Source organism: Subtercola frigoramans (assembly GCF_016907385.1).
GTDB classification, from domain to species: domain Bacteria; phylum Actinomycetota; class Actinomycetes; order Actinomycetales; family Microbacteriaceae; genus Subtercola; species Subtercola frigoramans.
The window spans coordinates 496,659-517,407 of record NZ_JAFBBU010000001.1 but is presented as its reverse complement, the minus strand read 5'-3'; the positions used below and the strand labels follow the sequence as shown (position 1 = coordinate 517,407).

The window sequence follows — 20,749 nt, the reverse complement described above, 5'->3', positions numbered from 1 at the left end:
AAAATGACGACAACACTACAGCCAACCCCAACCGGCTTCCAGGAACGTGCGGGCCAGCGCCGGGCGATCAACGGGATCAGGAACTCGGCTCTGCCGATCCTCATCGCGGCGGTGTACGTGGGAGCGAGTATCTTCGTTCCCCAGTTCCTCACCTTTGAGACGATCAGGGCGATCCTGCTCGCGACGTCGATCACAGGGATCATCGCGGTCGGAATGACGGCCGTCACTCTCTCGGGCAACTTCTTCTCGCTCGCCGTGACAGCCAGCACCGTCTTCTCTGGCGTCATCTACCTCTGGGTGGGCAGCGCAACCGGGAACATCTTCGTGGCCGCCCTCGCCGCGATCGTTGTCGCCCTGGTACTCGGTCTCATCCAGGGTTACATCGTCGGACTGGGCCTGAATCCCGTGGTCGTGACTCTGGCGGCCGGCGCGATAATCTACGGATCGACGGCCATCCTCACCAAGGGCGAGGTGGTGGCAGCAGCAGACAACAGCATGGGTCGCTTTGCCACCTTCGCCATCTTCGGCGTACCCCTTCCTGTCTTCATCTTCATCGGCTTCACCGCCGTCGCATGGTTCCTGACCGAACACACCCTCATCGGCCGCAACCTGCATCTGCTCGGCGCGAACAAGGCGACGGCGAGAAACAGCGGGATCTCTGCCACCGGCACGACCATCTGGGCGTTCCTCGCGTTCTCGGTCGGCATCGGCGTCGCGGCCATCCTCCAGGTGTCGCAGACCCTGCAGATCCAGGCGGACAACTTCCCCGAACTCACGATGAACGTCGTGGCCGCTGTTCTGGTGGGCGGCACGGCGATCACCGGCGGTGACGGCTCGCCCGTCAAGTCCGCGATCGGCGCGCTGTTCATTGCAACGATCACCCAGATCATGGTGCTGTCGGGAATCCCCCAAGGCACACGCTACTTCGTGCTCGGCCTCGTCGTCGTCGCCCTTGTCATCACGCTTCACCTCTTGCGAAAGGCTTCCCGATGAATCCTGTATTTTCCTGGTTCAAGCGGTACCTGCTCCAGTTCGTGGTTCTGATCGCGGTAATCATCTCGATGTACGCGCTCTACCCGAACTTCCATGTCGAAGCGTCTCTCGAACGTCTCATTCCACTCGGTGTCATCGCCGCAGGGCTCGCTGTCACCATGATTGCCGGTGAATTCGACCTCTCCATCGCCTCGATGGCGGCGCTTGCAGGCGCGCTCACAGTCGTCTTCTCGGGTCTCGGCCTGATCGTGGCCGTCGTGATCGCGATCATCGGCTGCACCCTCCTCGGAATGCTGCAGGGCTGGGCGATCGCGAAGCTGGGCATCAACTCCCTCGTCTTCACCGTGGGCACGCTCATCCTCATCCGAGGGCTGACGTGGCTCGTGTGCGGTGGCCTGGCGATCAGTGTCGACGACATCTTCGCCTCTGACATCTTCCAGGTGAAGTTCCTCTTCCTCTCTCCCTTGTCCGCATCAGCCCTGGTTGTCATCATCGGGCTCGGCATTTTCCTCGCTCGAACCAGGTGGGGACGCGAGCTCTACGCACTGGGAAGCTCACGACACGAGGCGATCGCAGCCGGTGTGAACTACAAGCGCGGGATGATCGTCGCCTTCGGCATCTCGGCCGGGTGTGGCGCCGTCGGTGGCGCCCTGACCAGCGCCCTCTCCGGCTCAGCAGCACCCGATGCACTGGAATCGATGCTGGTCACCGGCCTCGCTGCTGTTCTCGTCGGCGGAATCAGCCTCTCCGGCGGCCGCGGCACCATGGTGAACGTCTTCCTCGGCTTCGCGATCATCGCCGTGCTGGCCTCCGGCCTCGCAGGCATGGGATCGAAGGCCTTTGTCTCGCAGTTGTTCACTGGCATCTTCCTGCTGGCCATCGTGCTCATCGACTACGGCATCAGGCGCATCTCCGAACAGAACAAGCGAGGCCGACAACGCAAGCTCGCCGAAGTCACGGCCTGATCCCCCAATCCCGACCCACGGTTCAGTTCGGGTATTCGATTTCGGTTACGCCGGGCGAGAACCACTCACCATCAAAAAAAGGAGAAGAAAATGTCAGGTCGCGTAGAAGGTCGCAGCATCCTCGTCACAGGTGGCGGCAGCGGAATGGGCCGAGTCGTGAGCATCGCCCTCGCCAAGGAAGGTGCAGGTGTGACGATCGTCGACCTGAACGCCGACGCCGCCAAGGCGGTAGCTGACGAGATCGTCGCCGCGGGCGGCAAGGCTGTTTCGATCGCTGGCAACGTGACTGAGCGTGCAGACGTCGCGAAAGCCGTCGAGACCGCTGTAGAGGCGTTCGGCAAGCTCGACGTGCTGTTCGCGATCGCAGGCATGATCAAGCCACAGAAGTTCCTCGAGATCACCGAGGACAATTTCCGCCTGACGCTCGACGTCAACGCTCTCGGCACACTCATCTGCCAGCAGGAGGCCGCCAAACAGATGATCAAGCAGGGTCACGGCGGAAAGCTCATCCTCACGTCATCGATCGCCGGCCGCCAGGGATACGGCAACTTCGGTTCGTACTGCGTCAGCAAGTTCGGCGTGATCGCGCTCAACCAGTCGGCAGCAAACGCGCTGGCCGAACACCACATCACCTCGAACGCGTTCGCGCCGGGCGTCGTCGACACCCCCTTGTGGAAGAAGCTCGACGAAGACCTCGTCGAGATCGGCGCATCCGCCAAGGTCGGCCAGGCGTGGGACGAGTTCTCCGGCGCCAACCTGATCGGGCGCAAGGGTGTCGCGGAAGACGTCATCGGTACGGCCCTGTTCCTCGCATCATCCGACTCGGACTACATGACCGGCCAGGTCATGATGATCGACGGCGGAATGGTGCTCGTCTAACCACAGGCAGCCCCGTTTTCGGAGCTCCCCAGTACAAGCTGGCCGTGTGCCGGTTCCACTTGACGGAACTGCACGCGGCCAGCTTCTTTCGGTCGGAGAAGCTATCGCTTCATCGCGGTACCAGCGCCGGCACCGGATGCCTTGTGAGCGAGCAACGACAGCGAGGGGAACAACTTCGGCAACGCCAGGGTGATGATCGCAGCGATCGCGAGGAACGCACCCATGATCAGGCTGGGCAGCTTGTAGTCGCCCGTGGAATCGCGGAGGGCTCCGAAGATGGTCGGGGCGACGAAGCCTCCGAGGTTACCCAGGCTATTGATGAGTGCGAACGACGCTGCGGCCGCGGCGCCGGTGAGGAAGAAGTTCGGCATCTGGAAGAACGGCGCACTCTGGGCTGTGAGTCCGACGGTTGCGACGCACAATGAAATCATGATGAGGACAGGATTGTCGACGAGCGCCGAGAGCGTGATCCCGACGCATCCGACAATGGCCGGAATCGCAGCATGCCAGCGTCTCTCGCCCGTTTTGTCGGAATGCCTGGCCCAGAGTATCGCGGGCACCACCGCACACAACGCGGGAATCGCGCTGAGAAGGCTGACCTGGAGGGTCGAGAATTTTGTGCCGGCCTCCTTCTGGAAGGCGACGATGATCAGAGGCAGGAAGAAGATCAGCGAGTACTGACCGCACTTGAGAAGGAAGTAGATGACCGAGAGCGTGATGACCCTGATGTCGCCGAGCATCTTGAGACTGCCGGACGGCCCGTGGGTGAGCTCGATCTGACTCGTCTCCGTATCTATCGCGGACGACAGCCAGGTGCGCTCCTTCAGCGTCAGCCATTTCGCATCCTTGGGCCGGTCGGTGAGGAAGATCAGGCACAGAACGCCCACGATCACTGCCGGAATGCCCTCGATTACGAACATGGCCCGCCACGACTCGATACCGAAGTAGTCGGGAGGCGAAAGAAGCAGACCGGTCAAGGGTGATCCAACCACAGCCGAGAGAGTCCCGCCGAGCACGAACAGCGAGAGCATGGTGCCTCGGTATTGGCGGGGCACCCACAAAGCGATGTAGAGGATCACACCGGGGTAGAACCCCGCCTCCGCGATGCCGAGGAGGATCCGCAGAACATACAGGCTGGCCTCCCCCACCACGAGCGAGGTGGCGGCAGCGACAAGGCCCCAGGTGATCATGATGCGGGCAATCCACTTTCGGGCGCCGAACTTGTACAGGGCCAGATTGCTCGGAATCTCGAAAAGCGCATACCCGACGAAGAGTAGCCCGGCGGCGAGCCCGAAGGCCGCGGTGGTCAGCCCAAGCGCAGAGTTCATCTGCAGTGCCGCGAGGCCGATGTTCGTCTTTTCAAGTGAATTGAAGAAGTATCCCAACGCGAGGAGGGGAATCAACCTGATCGTGATCTTCCTGATCGCGACCTTCTTCTCTGAATCACTCAGATCAATTGCCATCGGGGATGACCCCGCCGGTGTTTCTTTTCGTGTGTAAGTCACTCGCCACTCCTTTGTGTTGAGCCCCGTGACGGGACTTGGTATGACTATGGGTAGTCCTGCGGGAAAAGCAATTACAGAGTGCGGCCCATCAGGCGGGACGCTGAACCGAAACAGAAACCTCCTGTTCGACGGCCGAAAGCAGTGAGAATGCCAGGTCGAGCCGGTCGACACCGGCTGTACCGGCCCCAGCCCCCACCTTCACTCCCAGGTAGGAAAGATCATTCGGAAGCGCACGAATGACGTCGCGAATGTGCTTCTCGTCCAGCAGCGAGACGGGTTCGTCCCGAGCCAGGCCGAGGTGCACATCCTGCCACTCGACGCTCCGAGCACTTGTAGACCCTGAAGCCCCGGAGAACGCGTAGGCGCCCAACTGGGAGCCCGCCTCGGCCAGGTGAGCGAGCGGTGTCGCGTCAGAACGGCCTTCGATCGCCGAACGCCCCCAGTTCAGTAGGTGCCGAACCGGGGCGCCAGACCGGTTCAGTTCGTGGATGATCTGCCATTCGGCATCGAAATCGAGGTACCCCTTCTCAGGCTTCTGGCCAGGGCGGAGTGCATCGGAATGCTCGAGCAGGAGTCCGACACCATCCCAGTTCCATGCCGTGATCTCTGAGAGCGATTCCCGCAGACTGTCGGGGCTCGAGCGATCAGCACGGGGAGCCGACTGCAGGCCGACGCTCGTGATGGAACCGTCGCCATGGTCGTGCCTGAACGCTGAGATCGTCTCGAATGCAGAACGAACGTCGTCAACTGCGGCCCGCCGCGCTGAATCGTCGAGGGAGGCCAGACCGTAGGCGGGGTCCAGACCGTTCCTGGCGAGAGTGAACGGCATCAGGCTGACGGAGTTGCGCCATGCCGGATCGAGCAGGCCAGCGAGTGCCGCATTGCCTTGGGCGTGGAGACACCCGGCAGCGAAGGCGAGTTCCAGACCTCCGATGCGCGGGTCGTCCCGCAATCTTTTGTACCACTTGTGCTGCAGCTGGGTGTCGGCGTCGAGCCCGGCAGGGGCTGCGTTATAGGCCGACACGACGATCCGCGTCACAGCGCTGACCGTGTCTTCAGTGCTTTCGCAACGAAATCCGGGTCGATCTCGACCCCCCAGCCGGGATCTTCAGTGAGGGTGACGGAGCCGTCGATCACCTCGGGGAGTCCATCGAAGTAGCCGTTCACCCACTCGAAGGGTTCGATGTTCCACTCCTGGAACTGATAGACCGAGGGCTGGGAGACCGCGAGGTGCAGGGTGAACATCTGGAGCATCGACTGGTTCGCGCAGTGCGGCGTGGTAGGAATGCCCGCTGCTTCCGCCATCGATGTCACGCGTCGCGCCCTGCTGATTCCACCGCAATAGCCGATGTCGGGCTGGATGATGTCGACCCCTCTCATCTGGATGATTCGGTGGAACTGGTCGAGCAGCTGGTCCTGTTCTCCCGCAGCGATGGGGATGTCCAGCGCGGCGGCAACCCGCGCAGTGTTCTCGATCTGGGGGTACGGGCACGGTTCTTCGAAGTGGCCATAACCCTGGTCTTCGAGCAGCCTCCCCACCCGAATGGCTTCGGCTACCGAGTATCCGCTGTTCGCATCCGCGTGCAGCACGACACCGTCGCCCAGCCTCTCCCGGCACACACGGATGATCTCCTCCGTTCGCCCTCGGTAGACGTCGCGGTCCCTTCCCATGTTGTCGCCGATCCTGATCTTGAACGCTCCGAACCCGTGCGAGCGCTGAAGACCCACAAGGCGGTCGGCTTCGTCCTGGGGAGAGATGTCTCTGCGCATGCTCGACCCATAGAGGGGAATGCTGTCTCGCAGTTTCCCCCCGATGAGCCGGTACACCGGCTGGCCGGTTGCCTTGCCGAGCAGATCCCAGACGGCGGTGTCGATCCCGCACAGCGCTCGCCACAGCACGGTGCCATAGAACTTCCAGGTCGCCCGCACCATGGTCTCGATGGTCGCTTCGAGGTCCCACGGGTTGGTGCCGAGAAAGAATGTCGAAACGGTCGATTCGATGAGCGCGGCAGACTGGCTGGCCAGATAAGGAGAGGTCTGCCCCCATCCCTCTGCGCCGTCGTCAGTGCGAACGCGCACCAGTGCGAAATTGTCGTCGCGACGAAAGGTGTCGATAGACGTGATGATCATGAGTGGTGTCCGTTCTGAGTCACAGTTCGATGCCGATGTATTTCTCTTCGAGGAATTCGAGGATGCCCTCTGAGCTGCCCTCCCGGCCGAGGCCGCTCTGTTTCATGCCGCCGAATGGTGCTGCCGGGTCGCTGAGCACCGCACGATTGACAGCGACCATACCCGCTTCGAGCCGCTGGGCCACAGAAAGGGCCAGACCAGTCTCGCCGTAGACATAGGCGATCAGGCCGTAGATCGTATCGTTGGCCATACGCACCGCTTCGTCGATGTCGTCGTAGGCGATGATCGACGTGACGGGGCCGAAGATCTCCGTGCGCGCGATGGTGCTCTCGTGTGCGACGCCACTCAGGACCGTCGGCTCGAAGAACGCACCGATTATCGATGCATTTCCGCCCGTGACCACGCGTGCACCCTCGCCAACCGCCACGCCGACAAGCTCACTGACCTTGTCGCGTTCCTGCAGCGAGACTAGGGCTCCGAGCTGGTTCGCCCTGTCGATTCCTGGGCCCATGCTCCAGCCAGCGAGTTTCTCGGCCATGCGGTCGCCGAACTCCTCGGCCAGCGAAGAATGCACGTAGAAGCGATTGGCTGCCGTGCACGCCGAGCCTCCGTTTCGCATCTTCGCAATGAGCGCGCCCTCAACAGCCTCTTCGAGATCTGCCCCGGGGAGCACCACGAAGGGCGCATTGCCGCCGAGCTCCATCGAAGCGCTCACGACCTTGTCCGCGGCCTCTCTCAGGATGACGCGCCCGACCTCCGTCGACCCCGTGAAACTGACTTTGCGCACCGAAGGGTGGTGGAGCATCCGTGCGACCGCGGGGCCTGTCGGCACCGGGGTCACCAGATTGACGACACCGTCAGGCACACCGGCGCGGCGTAGGGCATCGACGACGAACGCAGCCGTCAACGGGGTTTCGCGCGCCGGCTTCAGAATCACCGTGCATCCTGCAGCCAGCGCCGGAGCGATCTTGCGCGTAGCCATGGCAGCGGGAAAGTTCCACGGGGTGATGAGCAACGAGACGCCGATCGGCTGGTGCGTCACGAGAATGTGCTTGTCACCCGAAGGAGACAGACGGAAGTCGCCCGTCACGCGGACAGCTTCTTCGGCAAACCAGCGGAAGAACTCGATCGCGTAGCCGGCCTCGCCGAGCGCGTCGGAGAACGACTTGCCGTTCTCATAGACGATCGTTTCAGCGAGTCGCTCCTTCTCCTCGGTGAGGATCTCGAACGCTCGTCGCAGGATCTCGCTGCGCTCACGAGAAGCGGTGGCGCTCCACGCGGGGAGGGCTGCGTCTGCCGCCTCGACTGCTGCATCGCAGTCGATGTCGTCTGCGATCGCAAACCGTGCCAACTCGTCGCCGGTTGCCGGGTCGATGACGGGAAAGCGCCTTCCGGTCGCCCCGGGCGTGAAACGGCCGCCGATGAATAGGTCAGTGATGAACGTCATGAAGTCCTTCCTTATCCTGCAGTGTGGAGCTCGGGGAGCTCGCTGGCCAGGTTGCCGAGATAGGCGGCCGTGACGATACGAGCGATGGATTCGTAGTCGGGAACGAGGGTCGAATTAGCGACAAGCCGCTTGACCGAAAGCGTCAGGTCGACGATCTTCGCCACATCGGCCTCGGTGACACCCATCTCGGCCAGGCTGGCTGGGAGGCCTATCTCGCGCATCATCGATGCGATGGCCACGATGGCAGCGTCGGCCGAGGTCTCGGCATTTCCGGTTGCAACGCCGATCGCCTCGGCGATCTCGGCGAGGCGATCCGAAGCGCTGGCACGGATCTCCCGGAGCACAAAAGGCAGGAGCATCCCGGTTCCCACTCCGTGCGGGGTGTGAGTGAGTGCGCCAACCGGGTACTGGATGGCGTGCGAGAGGTGGGTACCCGCCGACCCGAACGCCATTCCGGCCAGTAGGCTGCCATACGCCATGGCGTGGCGGGCGGCGAGGTCTCCCCCGTCGCGCACGGCGCGGGGCAGGGCATCGAAGATGATTCGCACAGCCGTCAACGCGAGCAGTGAACTGAGGTCGTTCCTTCCAACGAACACGGGTTGCTCCGCTCCCCAGATGGGGTCCCGCACGGCCGCCGTGAACGCTTCGACTGCGTGGACGAATGCATCTGCACCGGATGCCGCGGTCACCCGTGCAGGTGCCCCGACACTCAGTAGTGGGTCGACGACAGCGATCCGGGGAATCAGGTAGGGGCTGGAGATACCCACTTTGAGGTCCCGATCGGGATCGGTGAGTACAGCCACGCCTGTCACTTCACTGCCGGTGCCCGCCGTTGTCGGAATCGCGATGAGCGGAACCACCGGGCCCGGCACGGCATTCTCGCCGTAGTACTGGGTGAGGGGGGCGCCATGGCGAAGCGTGAGGGAGACGAGTTTCGCCATGTCGAGGGCGCTGCCGCCACCGAAACCGATGATCACATCGGGCTGGGCCGAACGGCATCGGCCGGAAACCCGTTCGACGACGTCAAGCGGCAGCTCGGGAATGATCTCACTCTCGACAGAGACGATGGCGCCCTCGGAGGCGAGCGACTCGAGCAGGCCGCTGAGTTCCTCGGTCTCGAGAAGGAACGGGTCGCACACGACGAGCACTCTTCTGCCCAGCCTCACAGCTTCACGGGGGACCGATGCAAAGCTGCCTTCGCCGAAGTGGATTCGGTCGGGCAGTCGCAGGACACCGAACGAATGAATCGACAAGGCGTCGCCAGTGAACTCAGGCACGAGGGCTCCCTCCTTTGGCCATCGCCAGGGCATCTGCCCACACGGTCTGGTCGAGAAGAACTCCCTGACGGAGATTCTCTTCTCTGGTGCGTCGGGCACGGTCACCCGGAATATCGACTGAGCCGTTTTCTGAGCCGCTGTCTCTCACCTGCGTGAGATACCGGGCCAGCAGAGGAAGTGAAGACTGGAGTCCCAGTCGTTCAGCACTGATACAGATGAGAAGGTCACCTTTCGTCGAGGGCAGTTCGACATCGAGGGTGCCTGCGATGTCTGTGCCGAATGAGGTCGTTGTGAGAAAACCGATCATGGCTTCGAGGGTGATTCCGAGCGCATAGCCCTTTGCGCCTCCGAAGGGCGAGATCGCGCCTCCGAGTGCTGCGCCGGCGTTCGTCGTCGGAGCACCCTCGGAGTCGATTGCCCACCCCGGGGCGAGCGGGCGGCTAGTGGCTGCGTAGTCGATCACCTTTCCCATCGAGACGGCGGCGGTCGACATGTCAAGAACAAGGGGCGAGCCCCCTGTCGGAACTCCGATTCCTATCGGGTTCGTGCCGACGATCGGCTCGCGACCGCCCCAGGCATGCACGAGCGCCTCACTCGTGGTCAGGACGACGGCGATCTGCCCGCGTTCGGCAATCCGTTCGACATAGGGTGCCAGCATTCCGATGTGGCTGGAATTTGCGATCACCGCCATCGCGATGCCCGTCTCATCGGCGCGGAGCATCGTCGCAGCGATCGCCCGGTTCATGACCACCGGGCCGAATCCGCCTTGCCCATCTACTCTGACCACTGCCGGCGAGACCCACGTCAGGAGCGGCGTCGAATCAACATCGATGAGGCCGCGCCGCATCCGTTCGACGACGACAGCGAGTCGCCTTACCCCGTGGGACGGATGCGCTCGGAGTTCGGCCTCGAACAAGGCCTTCGCCTGTACGTCGGCGGCATCGTCGGAAGCGCCGTGGGTTCGCAGCGCATCTCGAATCGTCTCGAGAACCACATCAGCATCGACGGTGGTCACGGTTTCGTTCACTAGTGAGCTCGTATTCACTTTGCCTCCCAGGTGTGCAATCATTCCGATGATGTCCGAGAGGCAAGGAGGCCCGCCATGCTGCGTCCCGCAGAACAGGACGACGATCGTGACGGAGCTGCTTCCTCACTGTCGCGGGGGCTGGCCCTCCTCGACCTCTTCGACAGCTCCAGACAGCCTCTGAGCATCAGCGAAATGGCACGGCGATCGGGCATTCCGAAATCGACCACCCACCGGCTGGTGTTGGATCTCATCACGTGGGGGGCCCTGGAACGGGGGCCACGGGGAGTAACCCTCGGTGTGCGCCTCTTCGAACTCGGCTCTCTCGTACCCGCGTCGAGCACCCTGCGCGAAATCGCACTGCCGTATGCACACGCGTTGAACGAAGCCACCAAGCTGACGTGCAATCTGGCTATCCGGGAGGGCGATGAGATCCTCTACATCGAGAAGATCACTACGCGAACGCTCCGCGTGCCGCACTCACGCGTCGGCGGCAGGGCGAGAATGCATGCGACTGCCCTCGGGAAGGCCATCCTCGCCTTCAGCGACCCCGCTTTTGTCGACGATGTACTGGGGCGGCCGCTCACGCCCCAGACATCCCAGACGATCTGCGACCCGACGGAACTCCGCAAGGAGCTGGCGCGGGTCCGCGGAGCCAGGGTCGCCTACGACGTGGAGGAATCGCGGCTCGGACTGTTCTGTGTCAGCGCACCTGTCTTCGCGGGCTCCGGTGGCCCCGTCGTCGGAGCAGTCTCGGTGACCGGCGCGACCGACCTGGCCATCGCCCAGCGATACGCGCCGGCCGTCATCACGACCGCCATCGCCCTGACGGGCGCGCTCCAGAAACCATCCGTGTCTTCGCGAAACAGGGAACGAACGGCAGCTGGCCGCTAGCGGGCCTCCATTGTAAGCGCGTCCCGCAGGATCGCGGCGCTACGTTCGAGTCCCGCGCGCTCCTCTGCGGACAGCGGAGGGATGAGCGTGCGGGTGACGCCTGTGCTCGACAGGACCGACGGTACCGCGAGCGTCGTACCGAATTCCTCGATGAAAGACGCGACGGGCAACACTGCGTTCTCGTTTCGCAACATGGCATCGACGATGAGGCCGACGACGGCCCCGATTCCGTGCTGACTCGCCCCGATACCCTCGATCACCTCGATGTTCCCGAATCTGACTGCGGTCTCAATCCTCGATATGACCTCAGCTGTAGACGTGTTCGGCGTGCTGAGCAGATCGAGCACCGGAACACCACCGACCCGTGCAGTCGACCATGCGAACACCGCAGAGGTACCGTGCTCCCCGAGCACATAGGCGTCGACATCAGCCGTCCGTACCTTCAACTCCCTCGCGATGCGGATGCGGAATCGCAAGGAGTCGATGATCGTGCCCGTGGAGACCACGCGGTCGTGCCCGGCCAGGGTTCGAGCAAGGTCGGCCAGGGCATCCGGCGGGTCAGTCACGATGAGCAGCGGCACGTCCCCGGCCACCGAAACGATCTGGGGGATGATCTCCCGAAAGATCTCGGCGTTCGCGGGAATGAGAGCAAGTCGACCGCGAGCATCCGTTCGGTCGGTCGCCCCGCCGGCCTTCTCGTTGACACCAGCTGTGACAACGACGATGTCGACATCGGCGAGCTGGTCGAATCCTCCGGATTCGATGTGAGCGGATGAGTAGACTGCAGCCGCGGTGGTCATGTCCACGGCCAGGCCCACTGCCTTGCTGCGGTCACGGTCGATGATGACGATGTCGGGTTTGCTGGCGCTCCGGATGAGCGAGGTTACCGTGGCCGCACCCACGGCTCCGGCGCCGATGACTCCAATTTTCACAGGTCCTCCTTGTTGTCGATCAGTGAGCACAGTGTGAACGCTCGGCGATGCTTCCATTGAGGTGCGTCCCGTCATGCGGTACGAAGACGATCACAGTCGTCGTGGCACGAGAGCGCCCAGGAACACTTCAGACGCGCGAGATCGTCCCTATTGTGACCGGAAGCGAACCAATACTTGTCGATTCCATATTGGACGCGAACTGCTGCGCCCTGCACTATTGGATGATCAGCAGGAGTCTGCGCAAAGGAGCGTCATGAACAGGTCACCGTCCGTCTCTGCAGAGCGCGCCGATCGCGGCTCCGAACGGGATACCCACTCGTTCGTCACCAGTGATGGAGTCGAACTGAGCTACCGCGACAACGACGGGCCCGGAATCCCGCTTGTCATGCTCCCGGGGCTCGGCCAGTCGCAGCTTGCGTTCCACCACCAGTTCGACGGCCTGAAAGACCGCCGTCGAGTCATCACCCTGGACTTCCGGGGGCACGGGTCTTCGTCCACACCCCCGCACGGCTACCGGATCGCCCGTTTTGCCGCCGACGTCAGAGATCTCGTCGGACACCTCGAACTGGATCGATTCGATGCATTCGGCTGGTCGATGGGCGCCTCGGTCTGGTGGTCGTTCATCGACCTCTTCGGCACCTCGCTCCTGCGCCGCTTCGTGATCGTCGACCAACCATCTGCCATCGCACTGCTGACCTGGATGTCACATGACGAGAAGGCCGATGCTGGAGCCCTGTGGGACCTCTCCACGATCGAGCAGGCCGTGGCCGGCCAGCGAAATTCCGATTCGGCCGCGATCAGCGCGGACGCGCTCGCGTGGACCTACACCGGTGAGCTCGACGATGTCGTCGCCGAGACTCTGGTGACGGGAATGCGCCTTTCCTCGGCAGACGCCGTCGGCCGGATCCTGTTCGATCACGCCGTGCAGGACTGGCGCGACGTGCTGCCTCGCATCGACGTGCCGACACTGGTCATCGGCGCGGAAGGAAGTCATGTCTCCAGTCGGTCGCAGGCGAGTACTGCAAGCGCGATCCCCGGTGCGCGGCTCCACGTCTTTCCTTCGGAGGTTGCGAGTTCGCACTTCCCCTTCCTTCAGAATCCGAACGCCTTCGACGCTGTGCTCGAGGACTTCCTCAGCGAAGACTGATCTGAATCGATGCCCGAATCGAGGGGTGCAGCGCAGCTTCACGCCGCCACTGCACCCCTCTCATCGTCACGCCCGACGAACGAGTTTCTTGTTGGCGAACTCGTCGAGACCGAAGCGGCCCAGCTCCCGGCCGATGCCCGAGTTCTTGACGCCGCCGAACGGCAGATCGGGGGCACTCCTGATCAGCATGTTCACCCCGACCATACCGACTTCCAGACGACCGGCAACCTCGTCCGCCTCGATTCCAGATCCGGCGAAGACTGCACTGCCCAGGCCGAACGGCGAGTCGTTCGCCAGGTCGACCGCGGCATCTGTCGAAGCGACTTTGTACACAACGGCCACCGGGCCGAAGATCTCCTCGTGGTAGAGACGCATGTCGGGTGTCACTCCCGAGAGCACAGTGGCGGGATAGTAGGCGCCATCACCCTCAGGAATCGTTCCGCCCAGATGCACTTTCGCGCCCTTCGCCACGGCGTCATCGACCAGCTCGGCTACATCGCGGCGAGATCCGGGCGACGACAACGGCCCCATCTTCGTGTCGGGATCCTTCGGGTCTCCGGTGTGCCAGGTCGACGCTTCTTCGAGAAAGCGGGGGAAGAAATCATCCCAGACCTCTTCGGAGACGATCGTGCGCTTCATCGAGGTGCACGCCTGGCCTGCGTTCCAGAATCGCCCGGTGGCGGCGGCAGTGACAGCCAGCGGGATGTCAGCCCCGGGCAGGATGATCAGCGGGTCTGAACCGCCGAGTTCGAGTACGCACTTCTTCAGGTTCTGGCCGGCCAACCCGCCGATCCGTCGACCCGCACTCTCGGAGCCCGTCAGCGAGACCCCCTGGAGGAGAGGGCTGGCGATGATTCCTTCGATCTGCCCGTGGGTGACGAAGACGTTCGCATATTCACCGTTGGAGGCGCCGGCATCACTCGCGATCTGCTCGACGGCGAGGGAGAGTTGCGGGCAGTTGCTCGCGTGCTTCAGCAGGATCGTGTTGCCGAGCAGGAGGTTCGGAGCAACAAAGCGGGCGACCTGGTAGAGCGGGAAGTTCCACGGCATGACCCCCAGAAGGGCGCCGATGGGTTCGGTGCGCACGATGGCTACGCCGGCACCCGCGATGTCGAGCGTCTCGTCCGCGAGCAGGGCGGGGCCCTTCTGGCCGTAGTACTCGTAGATCGACGCCGCGAGCTGCACTTCGGCCCGGGACTGCGTGATCGGCTTGCCCATTTCGAGAGTCATCAATTCGGCGAGTTCCTCCGTGCGCTCACGATGGAGCGCCCCGATCTGCCCGACTATCGCTGCGCGTTCGCCAATCGGCAGTGCGGACCAGCTGCGATAGGCGGCATCGGCTCGCTCGAGTGCGTGCGTCGCCTCCTCATCGCTCAGGTCTGCGAATTCGCGAATGACTTCGCCTGACGTCGGGTCGACAGTTCTGTACATCTGTTGTTCTCCTGTTCTGCATCCGCCGGGTGGCGGATGATCACCACTGCTCTGCGGTGGCGTGTAGCTCTTCTTCTGCGGTCATGCTGATCTTGCGGAACTTGTTGCCGTAATAGACGAGTGGCGGGGTGTTGGGAACCCAGTCGAATCGGTGCACCTGCAAGATGGCGATCACATGGTCTCCCGCAGGCACCTCCTGAAACATCGACACCTCCATCCAGGCTGTGGCACCCCGGATGAGCACACTGTTGTCGGGGCCTGCATCCCACTCGACCCCGGCGAAGCGGTCTCCGTCTTTGATCGACAGTTGCCTGCTGGCCTGGTCGTGCCACTGGGAGAGAACGCTCAAGCCAAGCCGTGGTCGTTGCCGGAGGGTCGGCCACGTGGTCGATTCGTTCTGGATGCACACAGACACGAGAGGCGGATCAAGCGATACCCACGTGAACGAACTCGCAGCCATGCCCGCCGGCTTGCCGTCGATGTAGGCACAGATCGCCGCTATTCCCGACGGGAACGAGCCGAAGGCACGCCTGAGTTGATCGCGATCGATCGTCTGCTGGAGGGTGATCATGAGGAGACTCCTGTGTCGTTTCAGAGGAGGTTCAGGCCTGCGAAGCCAGGCGTTCGGCGGCGTACCTGTCGGTCGCGGCCTGGATGGCTGCAGCCTGCGGGGCATCCAGCTCGTCCCACCGGGAGGTGGCGTACTCGGTCGCCTGCACCAGGCGATCAGCGCTCCCCTGGAACCGGGGAATCACGTGATCCGCAAAGAGCTCGTAGCTCTTGAGGGTCGCTGCGTGCCGTGCCCATTCGTGGTGGATGAGAAGGTACGAACCGAACCCGCCGGATTGCTTCTGCAGTCGTTCGATCTGGGCGATGGCATCGTCAACGGTGCCGATCACCCCCAGTCCGGACTCGTTGACCCACTCCACACGCTCTTCGAAAGTCGAACCCACAGCACGGAAGTGCGGGGTCGCGAGAACATGCTGCGTGTACTCCGACCAGTCATCGAGACCGTACTTGACGTCTTCGATGGCCTGCTCCCGTGTCTCTGCCAGATGCATCGGTCCGCACAGACGCCATTTCGAACGATCAGGAACATGCCCGAAGCGGGGGGCGCGCTCCTCCATCACATCCCAATGCAACGCCAGGGCGTCGAACCCGCGTTGGGCGGTCGCACCGACCGACATGAGCCCGAGGCCGTGACGGGCTGCGGCGCGCGGGCCGGTTGGCGAGGCAATTGCGGCCACCACGATGTCGAAGTCGCTGTAGGGCGCGAACTGTGTGTGTGCGTCGACGAGGTTGTAGCGTTTCGTTCGCGCCGTCACCTTCTCACCCCGCAGGATGCTCATCAGAACATCCGTGTCGTCTTCAAGTGCAGTGCGTTGTTCCTCGAGGGTGATGCCGACCATCGTCGCATCCGTCGGCAGTGCACCGGGGCCGATGCCCAGCATGAAGCGGCCTCGGAGCAGGCGGTCGAGGAACAATGCGCGATCGGCCACCCAGAGGGGGTTGTGATACGGCAGTGAGAGAACGCCCGTGCCCAGCTTGATGTCGCGCGTCTGGGGTGCGAGCCAGGCGATGAACGCCATCGGGTCGGGAATCAGCTCCTGGCCGGCAGAATGGTGCTCGCCGATCCAGGCTTCGTCGAACCCGAGGCGATCCATGTGCTGGATGATCTCCAGATCACGCTGGTACGCGGTGGTCGGATTCTGGCCGGCAGGGCAGTGGAAGGGAGCCATGAAGGTACCGAATTTGAGTCCCATTACCGAACCTCGCTTCATTGGGCGGCGCTGCCACATTCACTCTAGGTCGTATCGCTCGAGCAGCGACAGCAGATATCGATTTCTGAACACCTCGTCCCCGTCAACCTGGAGATCCGACACCTCCAGACTCTCTTGCCCGACGGCCCAGTTGGCGATGCGTGCAGAATTTGAACAGATCGCGCAAACGAATCCGGCGACAGTTCCTCGTGTGACCTTCGGCACTGTCGGTCCATCGAGACTCTCCCGATGAATGACTCGCGAAAACCAGCCCGAGACCTTTCCGACGGGACTAGAACTGGGCTGTGCCCCTGAGCCGACGAGGGCGCCCATCTGGGTCGACGATGAGGCGGCCGGCCGGAGCCGCCCAGAGTCGCTGGGCGGCTGTGACCGGTTCGATGTGGTGGTGACGCGCACGGCTCTCAGGGCGCGGCCCTGAGTGGCCCGACTCGTGCCACTGGTCGAGTGCATCGGCCGCGGCATTCCACACCCCGAGGCCTGCGGCAGGATCGAGCACAGACGGGTCCTCCCGATCCACACCGAGATGCTCGGACCAGAGCTGCACCCGCAGGTCCCGCGCCAGCGTCCCGGCGACGCTCCAGCCGGTCCCAGCACCACTCCCGGAGGTCTCGCCGAACTGCGCACGACTGTCTCCTGATTCATCCACAACCGCGCAAGTGAGCTCACTGTCGGTGGTCCAGGAACGTCGGTTGAAGTTGTCCGAACCGCAGGTCATCCAGGTGTCGTCGACAATGCAGATCTTCGCGTGCACGTAGATCGGTGTGCCGGCGCTGTTCTCGAGGTCGAAGACGCCCACCCGACCGGGCGCGACCCGGTGAAGAAGCCCGACAGCACGTAATTGCCCGAGCCTCTTCGGAGGACCCGTGAGAGGACCGTCCGAGTCGGGGTAGCGGGGCACCACGATGATCACCGTGAGATCGGCACTGCGCTGCAGGGCCTCGGCGAGAGCAGCCGCGACCTCCGTCGACCACAGGTATTGATCTTCGATGTAGATCAGCGAGCGCGCCCTGGCGAAGGCCTTCGCGTAGGCACGTGCCACGCTGCGCTCCCCCTCGGGTGCAAACGGGAAGGGTGGTCGTTTCACCCCGTACGTGCGCAACAGTTGGACCGAATGCGGGCCGGCGGGCGGGGGCGGGGGCGCTGCCTCGGGGAGAGGCCGAGGATGGCGAGGCATGTGAGCCAGTCGTTGCACGAGCATCCGGTACGGGGTGCGCTTGTCGAGTGGATGCGGATCATTCCATCGTTCAGCGAAGACGGCGAGCAGGTCTGCAACGACCGGGCCCCGCAGTTCGAGCGCCGCATCGTGCCACGGGGGTCGTCTGCCATAGCGCGGATCCATGGTCACAGCCTGCGGATCACCCGCATGGTCCGCGTCGTCCCGACGACTGTGGCTGAGATCGAGCCCGCCGACGAAAGCGACGTCTTTCGAGGGATCGTCGCGATACCGGATGACGAAGAGTTTCTGATGATGCGAACCGAACAGGCGTACCCGCTGGTCGAGCAGCACCTCTCCGCCGGCGTCATTGATCTCCCTTCCCAGAAGTTCGTTCGAACGGCCGCTGATCGGGGACGACACGCGCTCGCCGTGGGATCGCCAGACGAGTCCGCGAACCTCGACACCCGACCGGGCGAGCCTGGCGAGAAGGTCACCGATCGACGGGCCTTCAGCCGTCAGACGCTCGTCGGAATCACCACGCCAGTCGGTGAACCACACCCGATCGCCGGCGCCGAGCGCTGTCAACTCCTCATGAAGACGGGCGAAGTAGTTCGCCCCGTGCACGAGAGGGCGCACGAGATTGCCCTGCGACCATGAGGCCGCTCCGGCAGCACCAGAATGCACCTCTGTGGCCAGGTTTCCTCGCTCGGCCCGGCTCAGGAACCACGAACCGGCATCATCGCCGCTCACCTGATGCCTCGTCTCTAATCGACCACAACCGGTGCGGCACCGATCGGTGCACCCGAACGCAACATGCCGTGTCGGGCACCGCGAATGGTGGTGATGCCGACGCAGACCACCCAGAGGAGCCACGGGAAGATGGCCAGCAGGGCGTTCCCGATGCCGCCCACGGCGAAGAAGTGGTTGGGCGATGTGCCGTTGAAACCGACGATAGCCCAGGCGAGGTTCGAGAGGGCTGTCGCGGAGGCGAGAATGCCTGTCCACCGCGGAACAACACCCGAGGCGAAGGTGAGGTAGGCGGCAGTCGCCGAGAAGAGCGCGAGGAGCACGGCACCGGTCGAGCCGAACATGATGCTGTGCCCGACGATCAGCGTTCGAATGGCCGAGGGATCCGGGGCGAGACCCAACGCGTCGAGGGCAGCGCCGCCATCCATCGAGTCGCCCACCAGGGTGACCGAGATGAAGACGATTCCGGACGCGAAAGTGATGTCCGCTATCCATCTGAGATCATGCCGTACTGCGGTGACCAACTGCCGGAAGCACGAAAAGAAGACGATCAGGAATGCCATCAGGAACGTGTCGGCGAGAATCACGATGATGGTCTGTACGGCGGTGTCCTTGCTGTGCTGCACCAGGGCATCCCCTGCATCCAGCTCGGGCCGACCGGGGATGGTCAACTTGGTCAGCACCTCGAGCGCGAGAAATCCGGCGACGGCGAGAGCCGAGATTCCTGTCCAGCGACGTACGTCCGGTGTCTTCACGGGCCCATACTTTCACGAGCGCGTCTGCAGCGGCAACTGTCGTCGGCCGTCAGCGCATCGCCCGTTGTACGGCCGCAACCGAGAAGGCGACATCACCTGCATCGGTCGACCAGTTGCTGACAGAGATGCGGAGTATGTCGCGCCCGCGCCAGCGTGAGCCGGACATCCATACCGCGCCGTCGGCGATGAGCTTCGACGTCACTTCGCGGGTGCGGTCGTCGGAGCCGAAACTCAGACACACCTGCGTGAAGACCACCTCGTTGAGCACCAAGACCCCGGGCAGCGTGGCAAGCTCAGTCGCCAGCGCCTGTGCGTTCGACACCAGGCCGTCGACGAGGCTCGCCAGGCCGGAGCGGCCGAGCTGCTTCAGCGCCGCCCAGACCGGAACGCCGCGCGCCCGTCTTGACATCTCCGGGGTCAGATCCATCGGGTCGGGCGCGTTTCCCTCCGCGCGCATCAGGTAGGCGGTCTGCGTGCCGAGAGCTGCCCGCGCGGCTCCCGGGTGAGCCACGATCGCGACACCGCAGTCGTAGGGCACGTTGAGCGTCTTGTGCGCGTCGGTCGCCCACGAATCGGCCCGCTCGACACCAGCCAGCTGCGGCGCGAGCGACGGGCTTGCGGCTGCCCACAGCCCGAACGCACCATCCACATGAACCCACGCGCCATACTCGTGCGCGAGCGTGATCGCCTCGGCCATCGGGTCGAAGGCCCCCGAGTGCAGATTGCCTGCCTGAAGGCACAGGATGACCGGGCTCTCGCTCGCGCGGAGAGCCACCCTGAGCTCGTCGACGAGTATTCGGCCCTGCTCGTCGGCAGGCACCCTGGTCGGCGAACCGAAGCCGAGATACCGTAGCGCGAGATCGACAGAGGTGTGCCCTTCGGCACCGGCGAGCACGGATATCGGTGGGCTGCCCTGCATGCCCTGGGTGTTCACGTCCCAGCCCACCCGGTCGAGCAGATAAGCCCTCGCTGCGGCCAGGCCCGTCCAGTTGGCCATTGTCGCGCCGGTGGTGAAGCCCACCTCGGAGCCGGGCGGCAGACCCAGGACGTCGACGAGCCATTCACCCGCGACCAGCTCGATCGCCGCGGTCGCCGGCGAGGCATATCGCATTGCAGCGTTCTGATCCCAGGAACTCACCAGCCAGTCTGCGCCCAGCGAAGCGGGCAGCGTGCCGCCGATGACCCATCCGAAGAACCGGCCGGAGGGCATGGCCATGAGCCCTGGCTCAGCGAGCCTCGCCAATTCGTCGACGACGTCGGCCGGGGCGGTCGGCTGCTCCTGCAGCGGGCCCCTGAACACGGCAAGCATCTCGTCGATGTTCGCGCTGGGGGCGACCCGCCTGCCCGGTATCGAATCGATCCACTCCCTCGCACCCGCGTGTGCGCGGTTCATCGCGGCATGGAACTCACTCGGCAGAAAGGTCATCGCTGGAATCCTCCTCCTCGAACCGGCTCCGGACTGGGTATAGCGATCGCGCCGGTTGATATGGCTAGTCTGAACTCACCTTTGGCCGATCACAATGCACCACCCTCATCACAGACCAGCTCGCCCGAGGCGCGTCTCGACGCGCAGATGCAGCTAGACAGGGAGGCTCACGTCGCGCGACGCGCCTGGTCGATGGTCGAGGCGGATACGAAACCAACGACTTCCTTGGAGTTGTGCCCGTCTCTCACATCCACGGCATC

At 63.6% G+C, this 20,749-nt stretch carries 18 protein-coding genes; 5 read left to right on the top strand and 13 right to left on the bottom strand.

The features are described 5' to 3' along the window. Nucleotides 1-3: 3 nt before the first annotated feature. From JOE66_RS02510 to JOE66_RS02500, 3 genes are all read left to right on the top strand, one after another. Nucleotides 4-993 (top strand): ABC transporter permease, encoded by a 990-nt coding sequence (locus JOE66_RS02510; RefSeq protein ID WP_205106567.1) that lies wholly within the window; start codon nucleotides 4-6, stop codon nucleotides 991-993. Further along, the gene (locus JOE66_RS02505; RefSeq protein ID WP_205106566.1) at nucleotides 990-1,958 is read left to right on the top strand and encodes an ABC transporter permease; all 969 of its coding nucleotides are present in this window, start codon (nucleotides 990-992) and stop codon (nucleotides 1,956-1,958) included. The genes JOE66_RS02510 and JOE66_RS02505 overlap by 4 nt, the downstream gene beginning before the upstream one ends. 90 nt (nucleotides 1,959-2,048) lie before the next feature. Next, a complete protein-coding gene (locus tag JOE66_RS02500; RefSeq protein ID WP_205106565.1) occupies nucleotides 2,049-2,837 on the top strand; it encodes an SDR family NAD(P)-dependent oxidoreductase in 789 nt (262 codons plus the stop codon). Nucleotides 2,838-2,938: 101 nt separating this feature from the next. Here JOE66_RS02500 and JOE66_RS02495 read toward each other — a convergent pair whose 3' ends face one another. The 6 genes from JOE66_RS02495 to JOE66_RS02470 all read right to left on the bottom strand — a co-directional run bounded on the left by JOE66_RS02495 (nucleotide 2,939) and on the right by JOE66_RS02470 (nucleotide 10,211). After that, entirely contained in the window at nucleotides 2,939-4,300 is a 1,362-nt protein-coding gene (locus tag JOE66_RS02495; protein WP_205106564.1) for an MFS transporter, read from the bottom strand. A gap of 130 nt (nucleotides 4,301-4,430) precedes the next feature. Next, nucleotides 4,431-5,381: a DUF4862 family protein gene (locus JOE66_RS02490; protein WP_205106563.1), complete on the bottom strand. Its 951-nt coding sequence runs from the start codon at nucleotides 5,379-5,381 to the stop codon at nucleotides 4,431-4,433. Continuing rightward, the gene (locus JOE66_RS02485) at nucleotides 5,378-6,472 is read right to left on the bottom strand and encodes a mandelate racemase/muconate lactonizing enzyme family protein (RefSeq protein ID WP_205106562.1); all 1,095 of its coding nucleotides are present in this window, start codon (nucleotides 6,470-6,472) and stop codon (nucleotides 5,378-5,380) included. The genes JOE66_RS02490 and JOE66_RS02485 overlap by 4 nt, the downstream gene beginning before the upstream one ends. A gap of 19 nt (nucleotides 6,473-6,491) precedes the next feature. Further along, nucleotides 6,492-7,919, bottom strand: coding sequence for an NAD-dependent succinate-semialdehyde dehydrogenase (locus JOE66_RS02480; protein ID WP_205106561.1), 1,428 nt, complete (start codon nucleotides 7,917-7,919; stop codon nucleotides 6,492-6,494). An 11-nt stretch (nucleotides 7,920-7,930) separates the two neighbouring features. Continuing rightward, entirely contained in the window at nucleotides 7,931-9,196 is a 1,266-nt protein-coding gene (locus tag JOE66_RS02475) for an iron-containing alcohol dehydrogenase (RefSeq protein WP_205106560.1), read from the bottom strand. Next, nucleotides 9,189-10,211, bottom strand: a complete 1,023-nt coding sequence (locus JOE66_RS02470) for an Ldh family oxidoreductase (protein WP_205106559.1) — start codon at nucleotides 10,209-10,211, stop codon at nucleotides 9,189-9,191. The genes JOE66_RS02475 and JOE66_RS02470 overlap by 8 nt, the downstream gene beginning before the upstream one ends. Before the next feature lie 87 nt (nucleotides 10,212-10,298). Here JOE66_RS02470 and JOE66_RS02465 point away from each other — a divergent pair, with 87 nt between their 5' ends. After that, on the top strand, nucleotides 10,299-11,114 hold the full coding sequence (locus JOE66_RS02465) for an IclR family transcriptional regulator (RefSeq protein WP_205106558.1): 816 nt from the start codon (nucleotides 10,299-10,301) through the stop codon (nucleotides 11,112-11,114). On the opposite strand, the gene JOE66_RS02460 is transcribed toward JOE66_RS02465, so the two are convergent. After that, a complete protein-coding gene (locus JOE66_RS02460; RefSeq protein ID WP_205106557.1) occupies nucleotides 11,111-12,046 on the bottom strand; it encodes a lactate/malate family dehydrogenase in 936 nt (311 codons plus the stop codon). The genes JOE66_RS02465 and JOE66_RS02460 overlap by 4 nt on opposite strands. A 253-nt stretch (nucleotides 12,047-12,299) precedes the next feature. Here JOE66_RS02460 and JOE66_RS02455 point away from each other — a divergent pair, with 253 nt between their 5' ends. Next, a complete protein-coding gene (locus JOE66_RS02455) occupies nucleotides 12,300-13,193 on the top strand; it encodes an alpha/beta fold hydrolase (RefSeq protein ID WP_205106556.1) in 894 nt (297 codons plus the stop codon). Between the two features lie 66 nt (nucleotides 13,194-13,259). Here JOE66_RS02455 and JOE66_RS02450 read toward each other — a convergent pair whose 3' ends face one another. The 6 genes from JOE66_RS02450 to JOE66_RS02430 form a co-directional block, all read right to left on the bottom strand. Then, nucleotides 13,260-14,624: an NAD-dependent succinate-semialdehyde dehydrogenase gene (locus JOE66_RS02450; protein WP_205106555.1), complete on the bottom strand. Its 1,365-nt coding sequence runs from the start codon at nucleotides 14,622-14,624 to the stop codon at nucleotides 13,260-13,262. A 40-nt stretch (nucleotides 14,625-14,664) separates the two neighbouring features. Next, nucleotides 14,665-15,195, bottom strand: coding sequence for a flavin reductase family protein (locus tag JOE66_RS02445; protein WP_205106554.1), 531 nt, complete (start codon nucleotides 15,193-15,195; stop codon nucleotides 14,665-14,667). Between the two features lie 31 nt (nucleotides 15,196-15,226). Next, nucleotides 15,227-16,387: an LLM class flavin-dependent oxidoreductase gene (locus JOE66_RS02440; RefSeq protein WP_205106553.1), complete on the bottom strand. Its 1,161-nt coding sequence runs from the start codon at nucleotides 16,385-16,387 to the stop codon at nucleotides 15,227-15,229. Nucleotides 16,388-16,676: 289 nt separating this feature from the next. Then, the gene (locus JOE66_RS02435) at nucleotides 16,677-18,311 is read right to left on the bottom strand and encodes a phospholipase D family protein (RefSeq protein WP_307827013.1); all 1,635 of its coding nucleotides are present in this window, start codon (nucleotides 18,309-18,311) and stop codon (nucleotides 16,677-16,679) included. Nucleotides 18,312-18,325: 14 nt separating this feature from the next. Further along, nucleotides 18,326-19,063: a hypothetical protein gene (locus JOE66_RS17070; RefSeq protein ID WP_239518198.1), complete on the bottom strand. Its 738-nt coding sequence runs from the start codon at nucleotides 19,061-19,063 to the stop codon at nucleotides 18,326-18,328. Nucleotides 19,064-19,112: 49 nt separating this feature from the next. Then, nucleotides 19,113-20,489 (bottom strand): pyridoxal phosphate-dependent decarboxylase family protein, encoded by a 1,377-nt coding sequence (locus JOE66_RS02430; RefSeq protein WP_205106551.1) that lies wholly within the window; start codon nucleotides 20,487-20,489, stop codon nucleotides 19,113-19,115. Between the last annotated feature and the right edge of the window lie 260 nt (nucleotides 20,490-20,749).